The organism is Allobrachymonas chironomi DSM 19884, assembly GCF_000374625.1.
Classification (GTDB): domain Bacteria; phylum Pseudomonadota; class Gammaproteobacteria; order Burkholderiales; family Burkholderiaceae_C; genus Brachymonas; species Brachymonas chironomi.
In genome coordinates this window covers 134004-150095 of record NZ_KB894765.1, presented here as the reverse complement: position 1 = coordinate 150095, position 16092 = coordinate 134004, and the positions used below count along the sequence as shown (strand labels likewise).

Annotated in this window: 12 protein-coding genes; 8 read left to right on the top strand and 4 right to left on the bottom strand. The window is 62.7% G+C overall.

What is annotated here, in order from left to right; translation table 11 throughout:
• The first annotated feature begins 113 nt into the window (after positions 1-113).
• Positions 114-2540, top strand: a complete 2427-nt coding sequence (gene dnaB, locus C513_RS0100725) for a replicative DNA helicase (RefSeq protein ID WP_026320393.1) — start codon at positions 114-116, stop codon at positions 2538-2540.
• 3 nt (positions 2541-2543) lie between these two features.
• On the opposite strand, the gene pabB is transcribed toward dnaB, so the two are convergent.
• From pabB to C513_RS0100705, 4 genes are all read right to left on the bottom strand, one after another.
• Positions 2544-4448 carry an aminodeoxychorismate synthase component I gene (gene pabB, locus C513_RS0100720; RefSeq protein ID WP_018714107.1) on the bottom strand — a complete coding sequence of 635 codons (1905 nt, stop codon included), beginning with the start codon at positions 4446-4448 and terminating at the stop codon, positions 2544-2546.
• Between the two features lie 3 nt (positions 4449-4451).
• A complete protein-coding gene (locus C513_RS0100715; RefSeq protein ID WP_026320391.1) occupies positions 4452-6287 on the bottom strand; it encodes a PhoH family protein in 1836 nt (611 codons plus the stop codon).
• Between the two features lie 239 nt (positions 6288-6526).
• Positions 6527-7015 carry a peroxiredoxin gene (locus tag C513_RS0100710; protein ID WP_018714105.1) on the bottom strand — a complete coding sequence of 163 codons (489 nt, stop codon included), beginning with the start codon at positions 7013-7015 and terminating at the stop codon, positions 6527-6529.
• A gap of 204 nt (positions 7016-7219) precedes the next feature.
• A complete protein-coding gene (locus C513_RS0100705) occupies positions 7220-7600 on the bottom strand; it encodes an Mth938-like domain-containing protein (protein ID WP_018714104.1) in 381 nt (126 codons plus the stop codon).
• Between the two features lie 125 nt (positions 7601-7725).
• Here C513_RS0100705 and C513_RS0100700 point away from each other — a divergent pair, with 125 nt between their 5' ends.
• The 7 genes from C513_RS0100700 (at position 7726) to rpsF (ending at position 16078) form a co-directional block, all read left to right on the top strand.
• Positions 7726-8958 carry a pyridoxal phosphate-dependent aminotransferase gene (locus C513_RS0100700; RefSeq protein ID WP_018714103.1) on the top strand — a complete coding sequence of 411 codons (1233 nt, stop codon included), beginning with the start codon at positions 7726-7728 and terminating at the stop codon, positions 8956-8958.
• Between the two features lie 36 nt (positions 8959-8994).
• On the top strand, positions 8995-10320 hold the full coding sequence (locus C513_RS0100695; RefSeq protein ID WP_018714102.1) for a homoserine dehydrogenase: 1326 nt from the start codon (positions 8995-8997) through the stop codon (positions 10318-10320).
• Position 10321: 1 nt separating this feature from the next.
• On the top strand, positions 10322-11749 hold the full coding sequence (gene thrC, locus C513_RS0100690) for a threonine synthase (RefSeq protein WP_018714101.1): 1428 nt from the start codon (positions 10322-10324) through the stop codon (positions 11747-11749).
• Positions 11750-11850: 101 nt separating this feature from the next.
• The gene (locus C513_RS0100685; RefSeq protein ID WP_083927324.1) at positions 11851-12336 is read left to right on the top strand and encodes a copper resistance protein NlpE N-terminal domain-containing protein; all 486 of its coding nucleotides are present in this window, start codon (positions 11851-11853) and stop codon (positions 12334-12336) included.
• 249 nt (positions 12337-12585) lie between these two features.
• Positions 12586-14979, top strand: coding sequence for a phosphoenolpyruvate synthase (gene ppsA / locus C513_RS0100680; protein WP_018714099.1), 2394 nt, complete (start codon positions 12586-12588; stop codon positions 14977-14979).
• 136 nt (positions 14980-15115) lie between these two features.
• Positions 15116-15568 carry a carboxymuconolactone decarboxylase family protein gene (locus C513_RS0100675; protein ID WP_026320390.1) on the top strand — a complete coding sequence of 151 codons (453 nt, stop codon included), beginning with the start codon at positions 15116-15118 and terminating at the stop codon, positions 15566-15568.
• Between the two features lie 138 nt (positions 15569-15706).
• Positions 15707-16078, top strand: coding sequence for a 30S ribosomal protein S6 (rpsF, locus tag C513_RS0100670; RefSeq protein WP_018714097.1), 372 nt, complete (start codon positions 15707-15709; stop codon positions 16076-16078).
• Positions 16079-16092 lie beyond the last annotated feature (14 nt).

Sequence of the window (16092 nt, the reverse complement as noted above, 5' to 3'; positions counted from 1 at the left end):
TTGTCCACAGCCTTGTCCACACAGGAAAAGCGCCAATCCACTACCATGCAGGGTGCTATTCAACTGGTTCCACCGTGCAAGACCTCGACTATTTCTCTCCCCCGCCCGACTATCTGGATGCTCCCGTGGATCGCGAGATCGCGCAGTTGCGCGTACCGCCGCATTCGCACGAGGCCGAGTCCAGCGTGCTGGGCGGACTGCTGCTGGACAACAATGCCTGGGATCGCGTGGCCGACCTGCTGGTGGCCAGCGATTTCTACCGCTACGAACACCAGCTGGTGTATGAAGCCATTGGCAAGCTGATCAACGGTTCGCGTCCAGCCGACGTGATCACCGTGTTCGAGGCGCTGCAAAGCCTGGGCAAGGATGGCGAAGTCGGTGGCCTGGTATACCTGAACCAGCTGGCGCAATACGTGCCCAGCGCCAGCAATATCCGCCGCTACGCCGAGATCGTGCGCGAGCGCTCCATCCTGCGCAAGCTGGTCACCGCCAGCGACGAGATCGCCACCCGCGCCTTCAACCCGCAAGGCATGGCGGTGGAAAAAGTGCTGGACGAGGCCGAGCAGAAGATTTTCAAGATTGGCGAGGAAGGCTCGCGCATGAAGGAAGGCTTCCAGCCGATGGAATCGCTGGTGGTGGACCTGCTCGACCGGGTCGAGGAAATGGCGCAGAACCCCAACGACATCACCGGTGTGCCGACCGGTTTTGTCGATCTGGACCGCATGACCTCGGGCTTCCAGGCCGGCGATCTGGTGATTCTGGCGGCGCGCCCGTCCATGGGCAAGGCACAGCCACTGGATGCGCTAGTGCGCACACTGAGTGGCTGGAAGCGCATGGGTGAGCTGGAGATTGGCGATGCGCTGGCTTCGTGCGATGGTGCTCCATCCGCCGTCACTGGCATCTTTCCGCAGGGTGATCGCCAAGTCTACCGCGTGACCCTGTCCGATGGCCGTAGTGCCGAATGCTGTGCCGAGCATCTCTGGCGTGTACATTTCCGCAGCTGGCAGGCGCCGCGTGTACTGTCTACGGAGCGCTTGATCGAGATGCTGCAAGTCAGGCGCTATCAGAATCGGCTCTGGATCGAGTGCGCCACGGGCGACTTCGGCCATCAGGATGAATTGCCGCTAGATCCCTGGGTGCTGGGGGCATTGCTGGGCGATGGCAATCTGACCGGGACAGGCGCGGTCAGGTTTGCCAGCACCTGCGGGGAAACCGTGGCACGCATGGAGGCGCGTGTCGGACAGGGGATGGTCATGAGCCATGCGGGAGGCTGTGATTGGCGCGTGGTGCGACGAGATCGTGGCAAGGTGAGCGGGCTGGCAGGGGCACAACCGAACCCGCTGCGCGTTGCCTTGGAGGCGCTGCAGCTGTCCGGTCTGAGCAGCGACCAGAAATTCGTGCCGCAGCTTTATCTGACGGCACGCAAGGAAGTGCGCCAGGATGTGTTGCGTGGTCTGCTTGATACCGATGGCTGGGTTGAGCGCTGGGGCAGCGTTCGGTTTTCAACCTGCAGCCAGCAATTGGCTCATGACGTGGCGACGCTGGTCCGGTCGCTCGGAGGCTGGTGTTCCATCACCGAAAAACAGCCGTATTACACGGTCGCCGGTATGCGCATGGCAGGACTGCCGGCGTTTGTTTGTCATATCCGCCATCCCGAGCCTACCAGCCTGTTCCTGATGTCGGATAAGCTGACGCGTGTGCCGCAGCAATGGCAGCGTCAGAAGCGCCTGAACATTCTGTCGATTACGCCGACGCGTCGGACTGCCTGTCAGTGCATTAGCGTCAGCCATCCGGATCAGCTTTACATCACCGATCAGGATGTGCTCACCCACAATACCGCCTTCGCCATCAACATCGCCGAACACGTGGCCATGACCGAAGGCCTGCCGGTGGCGGTGTTCTCCATGGAAATGGGCGCGGCCCAGCTGGCAGTGCGTATCGTCGGCTCCATTGGCCGTATCGATCAGGGCCGGCTGCGTACCGGCAAGCTGCTGGACGAGGAGTGGCCGCGCCTGACCGAAGCCATCGAGCGCCTGCGCAACGTGTCCATGCACATCGATGAAACCCCGGGCCTGACCACCAGCGAGCTGCGTGCCAATGCGCGCCGGCTGTCACGCCAGTGCGGCAAGCTGGGCCTGATCGTGGTTGACTACCTGCAGCTGATGAGTGGCAGCAGCCAGGCCAGCAGCGAAAACCGCGCCACCGAGCTGAGCGAAATCTCGCGTGGCCTGAAGATGCTGGCCAAGGAGTTGCAATGCCCGCTGATTGCGCTGTCGCAGCTCAACCGCAGCGTGGAGCAGCGCACCGACAAGCGTCCCATGATGAGTGACCTGCGCGAATCCGGCGCTATCGAGCAGGATGCCGACGTGATCATGTTCATCTACCGCGACGACTATTACAACAAGGAAAGCAAGGAGCCCGGTGTGGCCGAGATCATCATCGGCAAGCAGCGTAACGGCCCTACCGGTACCGTCAAGCTGGCCTTCATCAAGCCGCTGACCAAGTTCGAAACCCTCGCGCACATGTCCGAGGATTACTGAGGATCAGGCTTGCAGCAGCTGCAGCGGCACCCAGCCGCGCACGCTGTTGATGAACCAGAGCTGCTCTCCCGGCAGCATGCGCTGCAACAGGCACAGCGGCAGCACCGCTTCGCGGATCAGGCCGCGCTGCAACAGCGCCTGGCGGAAAGTACCAGGCAGCAGCTGGCCCTGCTGGGCCGGTGTCAGCCAGCGGCCATCGGCTGTCTGCAGCACGATATTGCCGCGCGTGCACTCGAGCGCAAAGCCGGCGTCGTCATGCAGCAGCACATCCCAGGCCTGCGGAAAGGCATCGGTGAGGGCATCGTAGTGCTGGCGGTGCGAGGTCTTGTGGCAGATCCAGGGTTGCAGCTCAGCCGGCAGCGGGGCAGGGGCCACCGCGACCGTCTGTGTCGTCATGCTGGTGGCATCGGGATGGCACAGCCAGTCCGCGGGAAGTTGCTGGCAGCTATCCCAGTCGCTATCGCCAGAGGGCTCGACGAGCTGTGTGGCCGTAGTCGTGACCTGTCCGTTGGCCGACAGCAGCAGTCGCACGCGCCAGCGCCCGCTGGCATGTGCTTGCGCCAGCTGTTGCAGGGAGTGCTGAATGGCTGCCACCGATACCGGTCGCCAGTTCCACTGTCGCGCCGAAGCCTGCAGCCGCTGCAGATGCCAGGGCAGCAGGGCGTAACGCCCTTCGTCCAGCAACAGGGTTTCCAGCAGCTCGAAATCCGGCACCGGCAGACTGTCGGTGTGCAGGAATCGCGCCTTCAGCACGGCTTCGGCATATTCCGCTGCCGCTGCGGAAGACAGCGTGATGCCGCCACCGATACCACCGCGCAGCTGTCCGTCCGGCAAAGCCGTCACGGTACGAATGGCCACGTTGAATACCGCACGATACGGGCTCATGACCCCGATCGCACCACAATACACGCCGCGCCTACTGCCTTCCAGTGCCGCGATCTTTTCCATGGCCTTGTGCTTGGGCGCGCCGGTAATCGATCCGCAGGGGAAGAGCGCCTGCATCAGCGCAGGCAGATCGATGTCCGGACGCGTGATCGCCTGCACCGTGCTGGTCATCTGCCACAGCGTCGGGTAGGGCTCGACCTGGAACAGCGCGGTGGTCTGGACGCTGCCGGTCACGGCCACACGCCCCAGGTCATTGCGCAGCAGGTCGACGATCATCACGTTTTCGGCGCGCTCCTTGGGGCTGGCCTGCAGTTCGCGAGCTGCTGCGGCATCCAGCTCGGGTGTGCTGCCGCGTGGTGCCGTCCCTTTCATGGGCCGGGTCGTGATCTGTCCGGTCGGCCGGATCCAGTCGAAAAACAGCTCGGGCGATGCCGACAGCACCTGCCAGTCCCCCCAGTCCAGCCAGGCGCAATAGCTGGCCTGCTGGCGCGAGCGCAGCGCTTCGTGGTATTGCCACAGCGGCAGTTCGTCACGCCCGGCCAGCACGCGCAGCGTGTGGTTGACCTGGTAGACCTCGCCGTCCTGGATGGCGCTGCGGATGGCTTCCACCGCCTGTCCGTGCTGCGCGGCAGTTTCACTGAGCTGCCAGGCGGGAGCGGCATGCGCCTCGCCTGTGGCGGGAGGCTGCCGCGCGCCCGAGGCGAAATCCGGTACCGCATCTGGCCCGCTGAACAGCGCAAAAGCCGCCAGCGGCTCCGGCTGGACGGCGCTGGCGTCTATCTGCATCGATGCCGCCAGCTTCGGATCGAAGCCGGCCGCTGCCTCGTAGGCCAACTGGCCGACTGCCCAGCAGCCGGCGCGCACGCGTGCATCCAGCGTGCGCAGCAAGGCGGCTACCTCATCGGCGCGCCAGGCGATCAGCAACTCCAGCGGCTGGCTGAAGTGCAGCCGCTGCACGCTGCCCTTGGCATCGGGAAAATCGGTGACGAAGACCAGCCGATCGGGATCGGGCTGCCAGGACACGATTTACAACACCTCGCTGGCAAAGTCCGCCAGGCGCGAGCGTTCGCCGCGCGCCAGCATGATGTGGCCGCTGTGCGGCCAGCCCTTGAACTTGTCCACCACGGCGGTCAGGCCGGAAGAGCCTTCGGTCAGGTAGGGGGTATCGATCTGGGCCAGGTTGCCCATGCAGACAATCTTGGTGCCCGGACCGGCGCGCGTGATCAGCGTCTTCATCTGCTTGGGCGTCAGGTTTTGCGCCTCGTCAATGATGACGAACTTGTTCAGGAAGGTGCGGCCGCGCATGAAGTTCATGCTCTTGATCTTGATGCGGCTGCGGACCAGCTCGTTGGTGGCGGCGCGGCCCCACTCGCCGGCGCTGTTGTCGCCACCCCCCTTGGTCAGGAACTCCAGGTTGTCGTCCAGCGCGCCCATCCAGGGGCCCATCTTTTCTTCCTCGGTACCGGGCAGGAAGCCGATATCCTCGCCCACGCTGACCGTGGCACGCGTCATGATGATCTCGGTGTAGCGGCGGTCATCCAGCACCTGGGTCAGGCCGCAGGCCAGCGCGAGCAGCGTTTTGCCGGTGCCGGCGGTGCCGGTCAGCGTGACAAAGTCGATCTCGGGATCGAGCAGCAGGTTCATGGCAAAGTTCTGCTCGCGGTTGCGCGCCGTCACGCCCCAGGCTGCCAGCTTGGGGTGGGTGTGGTCGCGCAGCGTCTTGAGCACCGCCGTATCGCCACGGATTTCGGTCACGCGGGTGTACAGGCTGGTCTCGCCGGGCTGCTCGAAATAGACAAACTGGTTGATCAACATCTGCTGCGTCAGCGGGCCATGCACGCGGTAGTAGGTGTGTGCACCTTCCTGCCAGCTGTCGATATCGCCCTCCTGGGTATCCCAGAAGTCGGCCGGCAGCGCGAGGATGCCGTTGTACAGCAGTTCGTCGTCGTCCAGTGTCTTGTCGTTTTCGTAGTCTTCGGCCAGCAGGCCGAGTGCGCGTGCCTTGACGCGCATGTTGATGTCCTTGGATACCAGTGCGACCTGACGGTCCTTGTGCGCCATCTCCAGCGCATGCACCACCCCCAGGATCTGGTTGTCGGCCTTGCCCTGCGGCAGCGAGCTCGGCAAGCTGTAGTCCAGCGCCTCGGTCTGGAAGAACAGTCGGCCGGTGGCCTCCTTGTGGCCGGTAGCGTTCAGCGGCATGCCATGGCCCATGTCCTGCGATGCCACCGCAGCCACCAGCGCGTCCAGCGTGCGGCTGGTCTGGCGTGCGTTGCGCGATACCTCGGTCATGCCCTTCTTGTGGCTGTCCAGCTCCTCGAGCACGATCAGCGGCAGGAAGATGTCATGCTCCTCGAAGCGGAACAGGCACATCGGGTCGTGCATCAGCACATTGGTATCCAGCACGAACAGGCGGCGTACTTCAGGCGTGCTACTGGCCGTTTTCTTGCGCGCAGGTGCCGGGCTGGCTGCAGCAGCCGGGGCAGCGGCGACCGGTTTGGCGGCAACGGGCCTGGCAGCCACAGCCGGCGTGGGCTGGGTCTCGGCGGGCGCTGCCGCTACCGGTTTGGCCGCAGCACGGCGACGTGTCGGTGCCGAAGCCGCAACGGCAGCGGCGGCATCCAGCGAAGGCGTGACCGCCGCAGTCTTGCGCGCAGTGCCTGCGCTGCTGCGACGCGTGGTCGTGCGCTTGGATGGTGTGGTACTGACACCGGTGTCGGCAACGGTGACAGGACTCGTCGGCAGCGTGTCGGCAGCCGTTTCACCGGCTTCGGCTTGGCTGGCGCGGGAGGGGGGAGTCTGGGTCAGAAGTGCGGCATCCAGCTTGGTGGCGCGCTTCTTGGGAGCGGGTGGCAATGGCATGTATAGGTGTGCGGAAAACAGGTTGAACATGCATGCGTCTGGCGCACGCCCTGCGAAACACGACGCTAGGCGTTTCACACAGACCTAATATACATGCTGGCTTGCAGAATGCCGTCATGCAGCAGTCATATTTGCAACCGGGCGTCAGGCCGGCCGGATGGTGTGCGGGAAAATGCCCATGAAAAAAGCGCCTGCAGGGCAGGCGCTCTTGGCTATCTGGCAATGAAGCCAGATGGAGTTTACTCGGCGGTTGCCAGGGACTCCTTGAGTTCCTTCACGGCCTGCAGCACGGCGTCCACGTGGCCGGCGACCTTGACGCCACGCCATTCCTGACGCAGCACGCCATCGGGGCCGATCAGGAAGGTGCTGCGCTCGATGCCCTTGACCTTCTTGCCGTACATGATCTTGTTCTTGACTACGCCGAACATGTGGCACATTTTCTCTTCGGTATCGGCAATCAGTTCATAGGGCAGGCCCAGCTTCTCCTTGAAGCCGTCGTGCGAACCCATGTTGTCGCGCGATACGCCAAACACCACGGCACCAGCCTGCTCGAAGGCTTCGTACTGGTCACGGAACTCCATGGCTTCGGTGGTGCAGCCAGGGGTGTTGTCCTTGGGGTAGAAAAACAGGACCAGAATCTGGCCGGTATGGGAGGTATTGCTGACCTTGACGTCGTTCGTGGCGTTGGCTTCGAATTCGGGGATCAGCTTGTCTACGACGATTGCCATTGTGTTATTGATCTCTTTCCTAAAGACGACTCGGGCATGGTCGGATGCGGCGACACGGACATGCCGCCGTAGGGATGCACGAGTGGCACTGTAGCTGGCAAGCCTTGGCCAGCTGACTGGCGCAGGCTGAGGCAGCCAAGCGCCATCGAAACCTCTATTTTAAACGAAAATCATCACAAGTGCATGCGAGGGTGAAAGCCCTTGTTACAGCACCGGGGCATCCACCAGCAGGGCGGCCAGCACGCGCCGGCCTTCGCCGGCCAGGAAGTTGTAGGTGCGGCAGGCGGCTGCGGTGTCCATGGTTTCGATGCCGATGCCGCGTGCCATCAGCGGGGCCGTGATCGAGGGGTGCAGAAAGCGCAGGCGCTCGCCGGTTCCGAGCAGCACCAATTCGCAGGGCATGTCGGCCAGCTGGCGGAAGTGCTCCGTATCCAGCTGGTCAAAGCCGGGGCAGGCCCAGGGTTGCAGCAGGCCCTGGGCCGTCAGCAGCAGGTGATGGTCAAACGGCTGGCCATTGACGGCCACCCAGCCCGGGCCATGGGCGGTGATGGCGGGTACGTCCATCTGGTCGGGTACGAATTTCATGGAGGATGTCCGGTTGAGGCGGGGAAAGCGGAGCGGGCAGCCGGTCAAGAAGCGGCAAGCCGGCAGTCCATCGTCAAAATGTGGTCAAATTATAGTTTTCCCCTGAATTTCCTACAGGAGCCGGTGTGAAGACCATAGCCAAATCCTCCAAGCTTGCCAATGTCCTCTACGATGTGCGTGGTCCCATCGTGGACGCGGCGCGCAAGATGGAAGACGAGGGCCAGAAGATCATCAAGCTGAATATCGGCAACCTGGCGCCGTTCGGCTTCGAACCGCCCGAGGAAATCGTGGCCGACATGATCCGCAACCTGCCCGATTCCGCCGGCTACTCCGACAGCAAGGGCATTTTTGCCGCGCGCAAGGCGGTGATGCACTACTCGCAGCAGCAGGGCGTGCAGGGTGTCACGCTCGAGGACATCTACCTGGGCAACGGTGCCAGCGACCTGATCATCATGGCCACCATGGCCCTGCTCAATGACGGTGACGAACTGCTGGTGCCTTCGCCCGACTATCCGCTCTGGACCGCCTCCACCTCGCTGGCAGGCGGCAAGCCGGTGCATTACCTGTGTGACGAGAACAACGATTGGATGCCCGACCTGGACGACATCCGCAGCAAGATCACGCCGCGCACCAAGGGCATTGTCGTCATCAACCCGAACAACCCGACGGGCGCGCTGTATTCCAATGAGCTGCTGCTGGGCATCATCGAGATCGCGCGCGAGCACAATCTGGTACTGATGGCCGACGAGGTCTACGACAAGGTGCTGTATGACGGTGTCAGGCATACCGCCATGGCTTCGCTGTCCACCGATGTGCTGACGCTGACCTTCAACTCGCTGTCCAAGGCCTACCGCAGTTGCGGCTTCCGTGCCGGCTGGATGGTCATCTCCGGTGACAAGTCGGTGGCCCAGGACTTCATCGAGGGCCTGAACATGCTGGCCAACATCAAGCTGGGCTCCAACGTGCCCGGCCAGTGGGCGATCCAGACGGCGCTGGGGGGCTACCAGAGCATCAAGGACCTGGTAGGCGAGGGCGGTCGCCTGCGCCGCCAGCGCGATCTGGCCTATGAGCTGATCATGCAGATTCCGGGTGTCAGCTGTGTCAAGCCCAAGGCGGCGCTGTACATGTTCCCCAGGCTCGATCCTGACGTGTACCCGATTCAGGATGACCGCCAGTTCTTCCTCGAGGTGCTGCAGGCCACCCGCGTGATGCTGGTGCAGGGCTCCGGTTTCAATTACCACGACAACCAGCATTTCCGCATCGTGTTCCTGCCGCAGGAAGACGCGCTGCGCGAAGCCATCCAGCGCCTGGCGCGTTTCCTGGAGGCCTACCGCAAGCGCCATGGTGCCAAATCCTGATTTTCTCCAACGACTTTTCAACCAGAAGCTAGAAACATGAATCCGATCAAAGTGGGCCTGCTGGGCATTGGCACGGTAGGCAGTGGCGTATACAACGTCCTGAATCGCAACCAGTCTGTCATCAAGGCACGTGCCGGTCGCGGCATCGAAATTGCCGTTGTCGCCGATCGCGATGTCGAGCGTGCGCGTAGCCTGGTGGACGCTTCCACCGAGGTCGTGGCGGATGCCTTCGAACTGGTCCAGCGTCCCGATATCGATATCGTGATCGAGTTGATCGGTGGCTACACCGTGGCGAAGGACCTGGTCATGCAGGCGATCGAGAACGGCAAGCATGTGGTCACGGCCAACAAGGCGCTGCTGGCCGTGCATGGCACCGAGATCTTTGCTGCGGCCCAGCGCAAGGGCGTGATGGTGGCCTTCGAGGCGGCCGTGGCCGGTGGCATTCCGATCATCAAGGCGTTGCGCGAAGGCCTGACGGCCAACCGCATCGAGTGGATTGCCGGCATCATCAACGGCACCACCAACTTCATCCTGTCCGAGATGCGTGACAAGGGCCTGGACTTTGACGTGGTGCTGAAAGAGGCGCAACGTCTGGGCTACGCCGAAGCCGACCCGACCTTCGACATCGAAGGCGTGGACGCGGCGCACAAGGTCGCGCTGATGAGCGCCATCGCCTTTGGCGTGGACGTGCAGTTCGACAAGGCCTATATCGAAGGCATCACCCAACTGGGCGCCGCCGACATCCGCTATGCCGAGCGCCTGGGTTATCGCATCAAGCTGCTGGGCATCACGCGCCGCACCGCACAGGGCGTGGAGCTGCGCGTGCACCCGACGCTGGTGCCGGCCAAGCGCCTGATCGCCAATGTGGAAGGTGCGATGAACGCCGTGGTGGTGAACGGGGATGCCGTCGGTACCACGCTGTACTACGGCAAGGGCGCCGGCAGCGAGCCCACCGCCAGCGCCGTCATCGCCGATCTGGTCGACGTGACGCGCATGCACACTTCCGACCCGGCCAACCGCGTGCCGCACCTGGCGTTCCAGCACGATGCCATGCAGACGGATCTGGCAATCCTGCCAATGGACGAGGTCGTGACCAGCTACTACCTGCGCCTGCGCGTGTCCGACGAGCCGGGCGTGCTGGCGCGCATTGCCACCATCCTGTCCGATCTGGGCATCAGCATCGACGCCATGCGCCAGGCCGAATCCGACCAGGTGGGCGGCGAGGAAACCAACCAGACGGATCTGGTGATCCTGACCCACGAATGCCAGGAAGCCAGCATGAACCAGGCCCTGGCCGCCATGCAGGCCCTGCCCAGCGTGCTGCAACCCATCGTGCGTATCCGCAAGGAAGAGCTGAACTGATATGTACTATCTGTCTACCCGCGGCAACTCGGTGCCGCGCACCTTCTGCGAAATCCTGCTCGAAGGCCTGGCTCCCGATGGCGGCCTGTACCTGCCCACGGCCTACCCGCAAGTCGATGTCGCCACGCTGGAAGCCTGGCGCACGCTGTACCGCGAGCAGGGCTATGCCGCACTGGCTTTTGCCATCCTGTCGCGCTACATCAGCGACATTCCGGCTGATGACCTGAAGGCGATCTGCGACAAGACCTATACCGCTGCAGTCTTCGGCACCGAACAGATCACGCCGGTACGCCAGCTGGAAGGCGATCTGTACATCGAGGGCCTGTCCAACGGTCCGACGATTGCCTTCAAGGACATGGCGATGCAGCTGCTGGGCAACCTGTTCGAATACGAACTGGGTCGCCGTGGCGAGCAGCTCAACATCCTGGGAGCCACCAGCGGCGATACCGGCAGTGCAGCCGAGTACGCCATGCGCGGCAAACAGGGCGTGCGCGTGTTCATGCTGAGCCCGCATGGCCGCATGAGCGCCTTCCAGCAGGCCCAGATGTTCAGCCTGCAGGACGAAAACATCCATAACCTGGCGGTCGAAGGCGTGTTCGATGACTGCCAGGACATCGTCAAGGCCGTGAGCAACGACCTGGAGTTCAAGCGCCAGTACAAGATCGGTACCGTCAACTCGATCAACTGGGCGCGTCTGCTGGCGCAGGTGGTGTACTACTTCGCCGGCTATTTCCAGGTGACGCAGAACAGCCAGCAGCAGGTCAGCTTTACCGTGCCCAGTGGCAACTTCGGCAACATCTGTGCCGGCCATGTGGCGCGCATGATGGGCCTGCCGATCCGCCAGCTGGTGGTGGCCACCAACGAAAACGATGTGCTGGACGAGTTTTTCCGCACTGGCGTCTACCGCGTGCGCGGCAGTGCCGATACGCACGAAACCTCCAGCCCGTCCATGGACATCAGCAAGGCCAGCAACTTCGAGCGCTTCGTGTTCGACCTGCTGGGCCGCGATGCCAGGCGTACTGCCGAGCTGTTCGGCAAGGCGTTGGGCCAGCAGGGCCAGTTTGATCTGAGCCAGGATCCGGCTTTCCCGCTGGCGGCACAGCGTTACGGTTTTGTCAGCGGTTCCAGTACCCATGCCGACCGCCTGGACACGATCCGCGACTGCTACCAGCGTCTGGGCCAGATGATCGATACCCACACTGCCGATGGCGTGAAGGTGGCGCGCGAACACCTGGAGCAGGGCGTGCCCATGATCGTGCTGGAAACCGCCTTGCCGATCAAGTTTGCCGAGACCATCGAGGAAGCCCTGGGCCGCAAGCCGGACATGCCGGAACGTTTCGCCGGCCTGGAAGCCCTGCCGCGCCGCGTACAGGTGGTGCCGGCAGATGCCGCCCGCATCCAGCAGCTGATCGTCGCTGCCTGCGATTGAAGCGGTTTCGTGCCGTAGTGCACACTTGCGCTCCCGTCCGACACGGACGGGGGTGTCAGTCTGTGTAGAATCGGCCAAAAACTGCATAAAGGGAGATCGTCATGTCTAAACGTGTTGGAAAACAGGGTCGCAGCTGGCAGCTTGCAGGTCTGGCTGTCATGTCGTTGGCACTCGCGGGCTGTACCGGCATGCAGGGCATGACGGACAGCGTGCTCGGCTCCATCGGCCTGATGCGCATTCCGCAGACAGAGCGTGTTCCCGGTGGGACGGATGTTGCCACCTGGCCTGGTACCTATCGCGGTGACTTGCCCTGTCCGCTCTGTGCCGATCCCACGCAGAACCTGACACTGGCACTCACGCTGTTCTCGGACTCTACCTACGAGCTGCGCAGCAAGCCGGGTTCAGGTTCGGAGCAGTTGCTGCGTGGCCAGTTCACCTTCAACGCCAACGAAACCCGCATCACGCTGGATCCGCAGGGCCAGCGCCGCAGCTTCGACATCATTTCCAACACCATGCTGCGCATGCTGGACAAGGATGGCCAGGTCATCACCGGTCCCGAGGCCCACCGCTTCCTGCTGCGCAAGTAAGCCAATCGTCGTTTATTGGCAACTATCCCGGGTAAGCCTGCATTGCATTTCTCGCTGCAAGTGCAGGTTTTTCCTTTCATGGGCCATTCGCGTTCCCGATCGGGTTGCCGCAAAAAACCCAGTCGGACTACAATCAGGCTTTGACAATACGCGACCGCAACCCGGTCGCGTATTGCCATGGGTTTCTGCCTCCATAACCAGAACAAGCAAAGGTCAGGCCCGGTACCGGTTTAACTTTTGGAGCATGCTATGACTCAGCAATTCAGCGCGACCGACCTGGTCGTACCTTTCGAAAAACTGCGCATGGACGATGTCGAGTACGTCGGCGGCAAGAATGCGAGCCTGGGCGAGATGATCTCCCAGCTGCCGCAGGGTGTGAAAGTGCCCACGGGCTTTGCCACCACGGCGCACGCCTTCCGTGAATTCCTCAAGCACGATGGCCTGAATGACCGCATCAATGCCAAGCTGGACGCGCTCAACGTCGATGACGTGAACGCCCTGGCGGCCGTTGGTGCCGAAATCCGTGCCATGGTCGAGAACCAGCCGTTCCCGGCGGATCTGGAAAATGCCATCCGTGACGCTTTCGCCACCCTGAGCGAAGGCAATGACAAGGCCAGCTTTGCCGTGCGTTCTTCCGCTACCGCAGAAGACCTGCCCGATGCTTCCTTTGCCGGCCAGCAGGAAACCTTCCTGAACGTGGTGGGCATCGAGGACGTGCTGCACAAGATGAAGGAAGTGTTCGCCAGCCTGTACAACGACCGCGCCATCAGCTACCGCGTGCACAAGGGCTTTGCCCACGTCGACGTGGCCCTGTCGGCCGGCGTGCAGCGCATGGTGCGTTCCGATACCGGTGCCGCTGGCGTGATGTTCACCATGGACACCGAATCCGGTTTCCGTGACGTGGTCTTCATCACCTCCAGCTATGGCCTGGGCGAGACCGTGGTGCAGGGTGCCGTCAACCCCGACGAGTTCTACGTGCACAAGCCCATGCTGGAGGCTGGCAAGCAGGCGCTGATCCGTCGCAACCTGGGCAGCAAGCTGATCCAGATGGTGTTTGCCACCCCCGAGGAAAAGGCCGCCAGCGGCAAGCTGGTGAAAACGATCGACGTGCCGACCGAGCTGCGCAACCGCTACTCGCTGACCGATGCCGATGTCGAGCAGCTGGCGCGCTACGCCATGATCATCGAGGCGCATTATGGCCGCCCGATGGACATCGAGTGGGGCAAGGACGGCACCGATGGCCAGCTGTACATCCTGCAGGCCCGCCCCGAAACCGTGAAGAGCCAGGCCGAAGGCAAGGTCGAGCAGCGCTACAAGCTGAAGGGCCAGGGCACGGTGCTGACCGAAGGCCGCGCCATTGGCCAGAAGATCGGCACCGGCCCGGTGCGTCTGGTGAGCGATGTGAGCCAGATGGATACGGTCCAGGCCGGCGACGTGCTGGTGACCGACATGACCGATCCCAACTGGGAGCCGGTGATGAAGCGCGCCAGCGCCATCGTGACCAACCGTGGCGGCCGTACCTGCCACGCAGCCATCATTGCGCGTGAACTGGGCATTCCGGCCGTGGTCGGCTGTGGCGATGCCACCGACCTGCTGAAGGACGGCACCCTGGTGACGGTGAGCTGCGCCGAAGGCGACACCGGCCGCATCTACGACGGCCTGCTGGAAATGGAAGTGACCGAAGTCGAGCGTGGCACCATGCCCGAGATCGACACCAAGATCATGATGAACGTGGGCAACCCGCAACTGGCCTTCGACTTCTGCCAACTGCCCAACTCCGGCGTCGGCCTGGCCCGTCTGGAATTCATCATCAACAACAACATCGGTGTGCACCCCAAGGCGATCCTGGACTACCCGAACATCGATGCCGACCTGAAGAAGGCGGTCGAATCCGTTGCGCGTGGCCATGCTTCTCCGCGTGCCTTCTATGTCGACAAGGTGGCCGAAGGCATCGCCACCATCGCAGCGGCCTTCTGGCCCAAGCCGGTGATCGTGCGCATGTCGGACTTCAAGAGCAACGAGTACCGCAAGCTGATCGGTGGCAGCCGCTACGAGCCGGAAGAAGAGAACCCGATGCTGGGGTTCCGTGGTGCTGCGCGCTACGTGAGCGAGGACTTCGCCGAAGCCTTTGCCATGGAATGCGAAGCCCTGAAGCGCGTGCGCAATGACATGGGTCTGAGCAACGTCGAGATCATGATCCCGTTCGTGCGTACCCTGGGCCAGGCGGCCAAGGTGACCGAGCTGCTGGCGGCGCAAGGCCTGAAGCGCGGCGAAAACGGCCTGCGCCTGATCATGATGTGCGAAGTGCCGAGCAACGCCATCCTGGCCGAGCAGTTCCTGGAGTACTTCGACGGTTTCAGCATTGGTTCCAACGACCTGACCCAGCTGACGCTGGGCCTGGACCGCGACTCCGGTCTGGAGCTGCTGGCTGCCGACTTTGATGAGCGCGATCCGGCCGTCAAGGCGCTGCTGAGCCGCGCCATCGCGGCCTGCAAGGCGCAGGGCAAGTACGTCGGCATCTGTGGCCAGGGCCCCAGCGACCATCCGGACTTTGCCCAGTGGCTGGCCCAGGAAGGCATTGTGTCCATTTCGCTGAACCCGGATACGGTGATCGATACCTGGAAGGGTCTGGCGAAGGCCTGATGTCCTTCCGGACCTGATGCAAAAGGGCTGCCAAGGCAGCCCTTTTGCTTGCCGGCCGGAGCGCTGCCGGCAATGGTGCACCCATCCCATTGGCAGCTGATCTGCCATCTTGACCGACCTCATGAGGAGAATGGACATGACAGAAAGAGTGAATCTTGGCAAATCCGCACCTGTGCTCTACCAGGCGGTTGTCGAGCTTGACCGGCTGGCTTCCGAGGCCTTGAGCAACGCCGGCATTGCCGAGGGCTTTTCGCACCTCTTGCGCCTGCGCGCCTCCCAGATCAACCAATGTGCGTTTTGTGTCAGGCTGCATGCGCGGGATGCGCTGGCTTGCGGAGAATCTGCTGACCGCGTGGCAGTGGTGCCAGCATGGCAAGAAACCGGGTATTTCAGCCCCAAGGAGCGCGCTGCACTTGCGCTCGTGGAGGCCGTGACGCTGGTGTCTGACGGCCAGGTTCCCGATGCGGTCTATGAGCAGGCAGCGGCCAGCCTTTCCAGTGAGGAAATAGCGGCCATCGAGTGGCTTGCCATTGTGATCAATGCCTGGAACCGCGTTGCCATTTCCAGCCGTTATCCTGTCAGGGCGTAGCCACGGCCTGTAGTGCATGCCGCGTGTCTGCGTATGGACCCCTTGTGCCCTGGCGGATAAAAGGGCTATAATGCACGGTTTCACCTTGCTGCACTGCATCCTGGCGCTGCGGGCAGCTTACTTCCACAAGGAGTTTTCATGCGTCATTACGAGATCATTCTGCTGATCCACCCGGATCAGAGCGAACAGGTTCCCGCCATGCTGGAACGCTACAAGGGCATGGTAACTGCTGGCAACGGCAAGATCCATCGCGTCGAAGACTGGGGCCGCCGTCAACTGGCTTACCAGATCAACAAGCTGAACAAGGCGCACTACCTGTGCCTGAACATCGAAGCTGACCAGGCCGTGATGGCAGAACTGGAACACGCGTTCAAGTTCAACGACGCCGTGCTGCGCAACATGACTGTGCAGAAGAAGAAGGCCGAGACGACTCCTTCCACCATGATGAAGGCCGTCGAACGCGAAGAAGCGCGCAAGAGCGCGCAAGCCAGCGAGGCTGACGCTTCCTGATCACAGGTCAAGAA

Excerpts from the sequence above, each read along its gene's own strand:
- C513_RS0100685 (WP_083927324.1), top strand. The coding sequence starts at position 11,851 with ATGTCTAAACGTGTTGGAAAACAGGGTCGCAGCTGGCAGCTTGCAGGT.
- thrC (WP_018714101.1), top strand. The coding sequence starts at position 10,322 with ATGTACTATCTGTCTACCCGCGGCAACTCGGTGCCGCGCACCTTCTGC.
- C513_RS0100695 (WP_018714102.1), top strand. The coding sequence starts at position 8,995 with ATGAATCCGATCAAAGTGGGCCTGCTGGGCATTGGCACGGTAGGCAGT.
- ppsA (WP_018714099.1), top strand. The coding sequence starts at position 12,586 with ATGACTCAGCAATTCAGCGCGACCGACCTGGTCGTACCTTTCGAAAAA.
- C513_RS0100710 (WP_018714105.1), bottom strand. The coding sequence starts at position 7,015 with ATGGCAATCGTCGTAGACAAGCTGATCCCCGAATTCGAAGCCAACGCC.
- C513_RS0100705 (WP_018714104.1), bottom strand. The coding sequence starts at position 7,600 with ATGAAATTCGTACCCGACCAGATGGACGTACCCGCCATCACCGCCCAT.
- C513_RS0100715 (WP_026320391.1), bottom strand. The coding sequence starts at position 6,287 with ATGCCATTGCCACCCGCTCCCAAGAAGCGCGCCACCAAGCTGGATGCC.
- rpsF (WP_018714097.1), top strand. The coding sequence starts at position 15,707 with ATGCGTCATTACGAGATCATTCTGCTGATCCACCCGGATCAGAGCGAA.
- C513_RS0100675 (WP_026320390.1), top strand. The coding sequence starts at position 15,116 with ATGACAGAAAGAGTGAATCTTGGCAAATCCGCACCTGTGCTCTACCAG.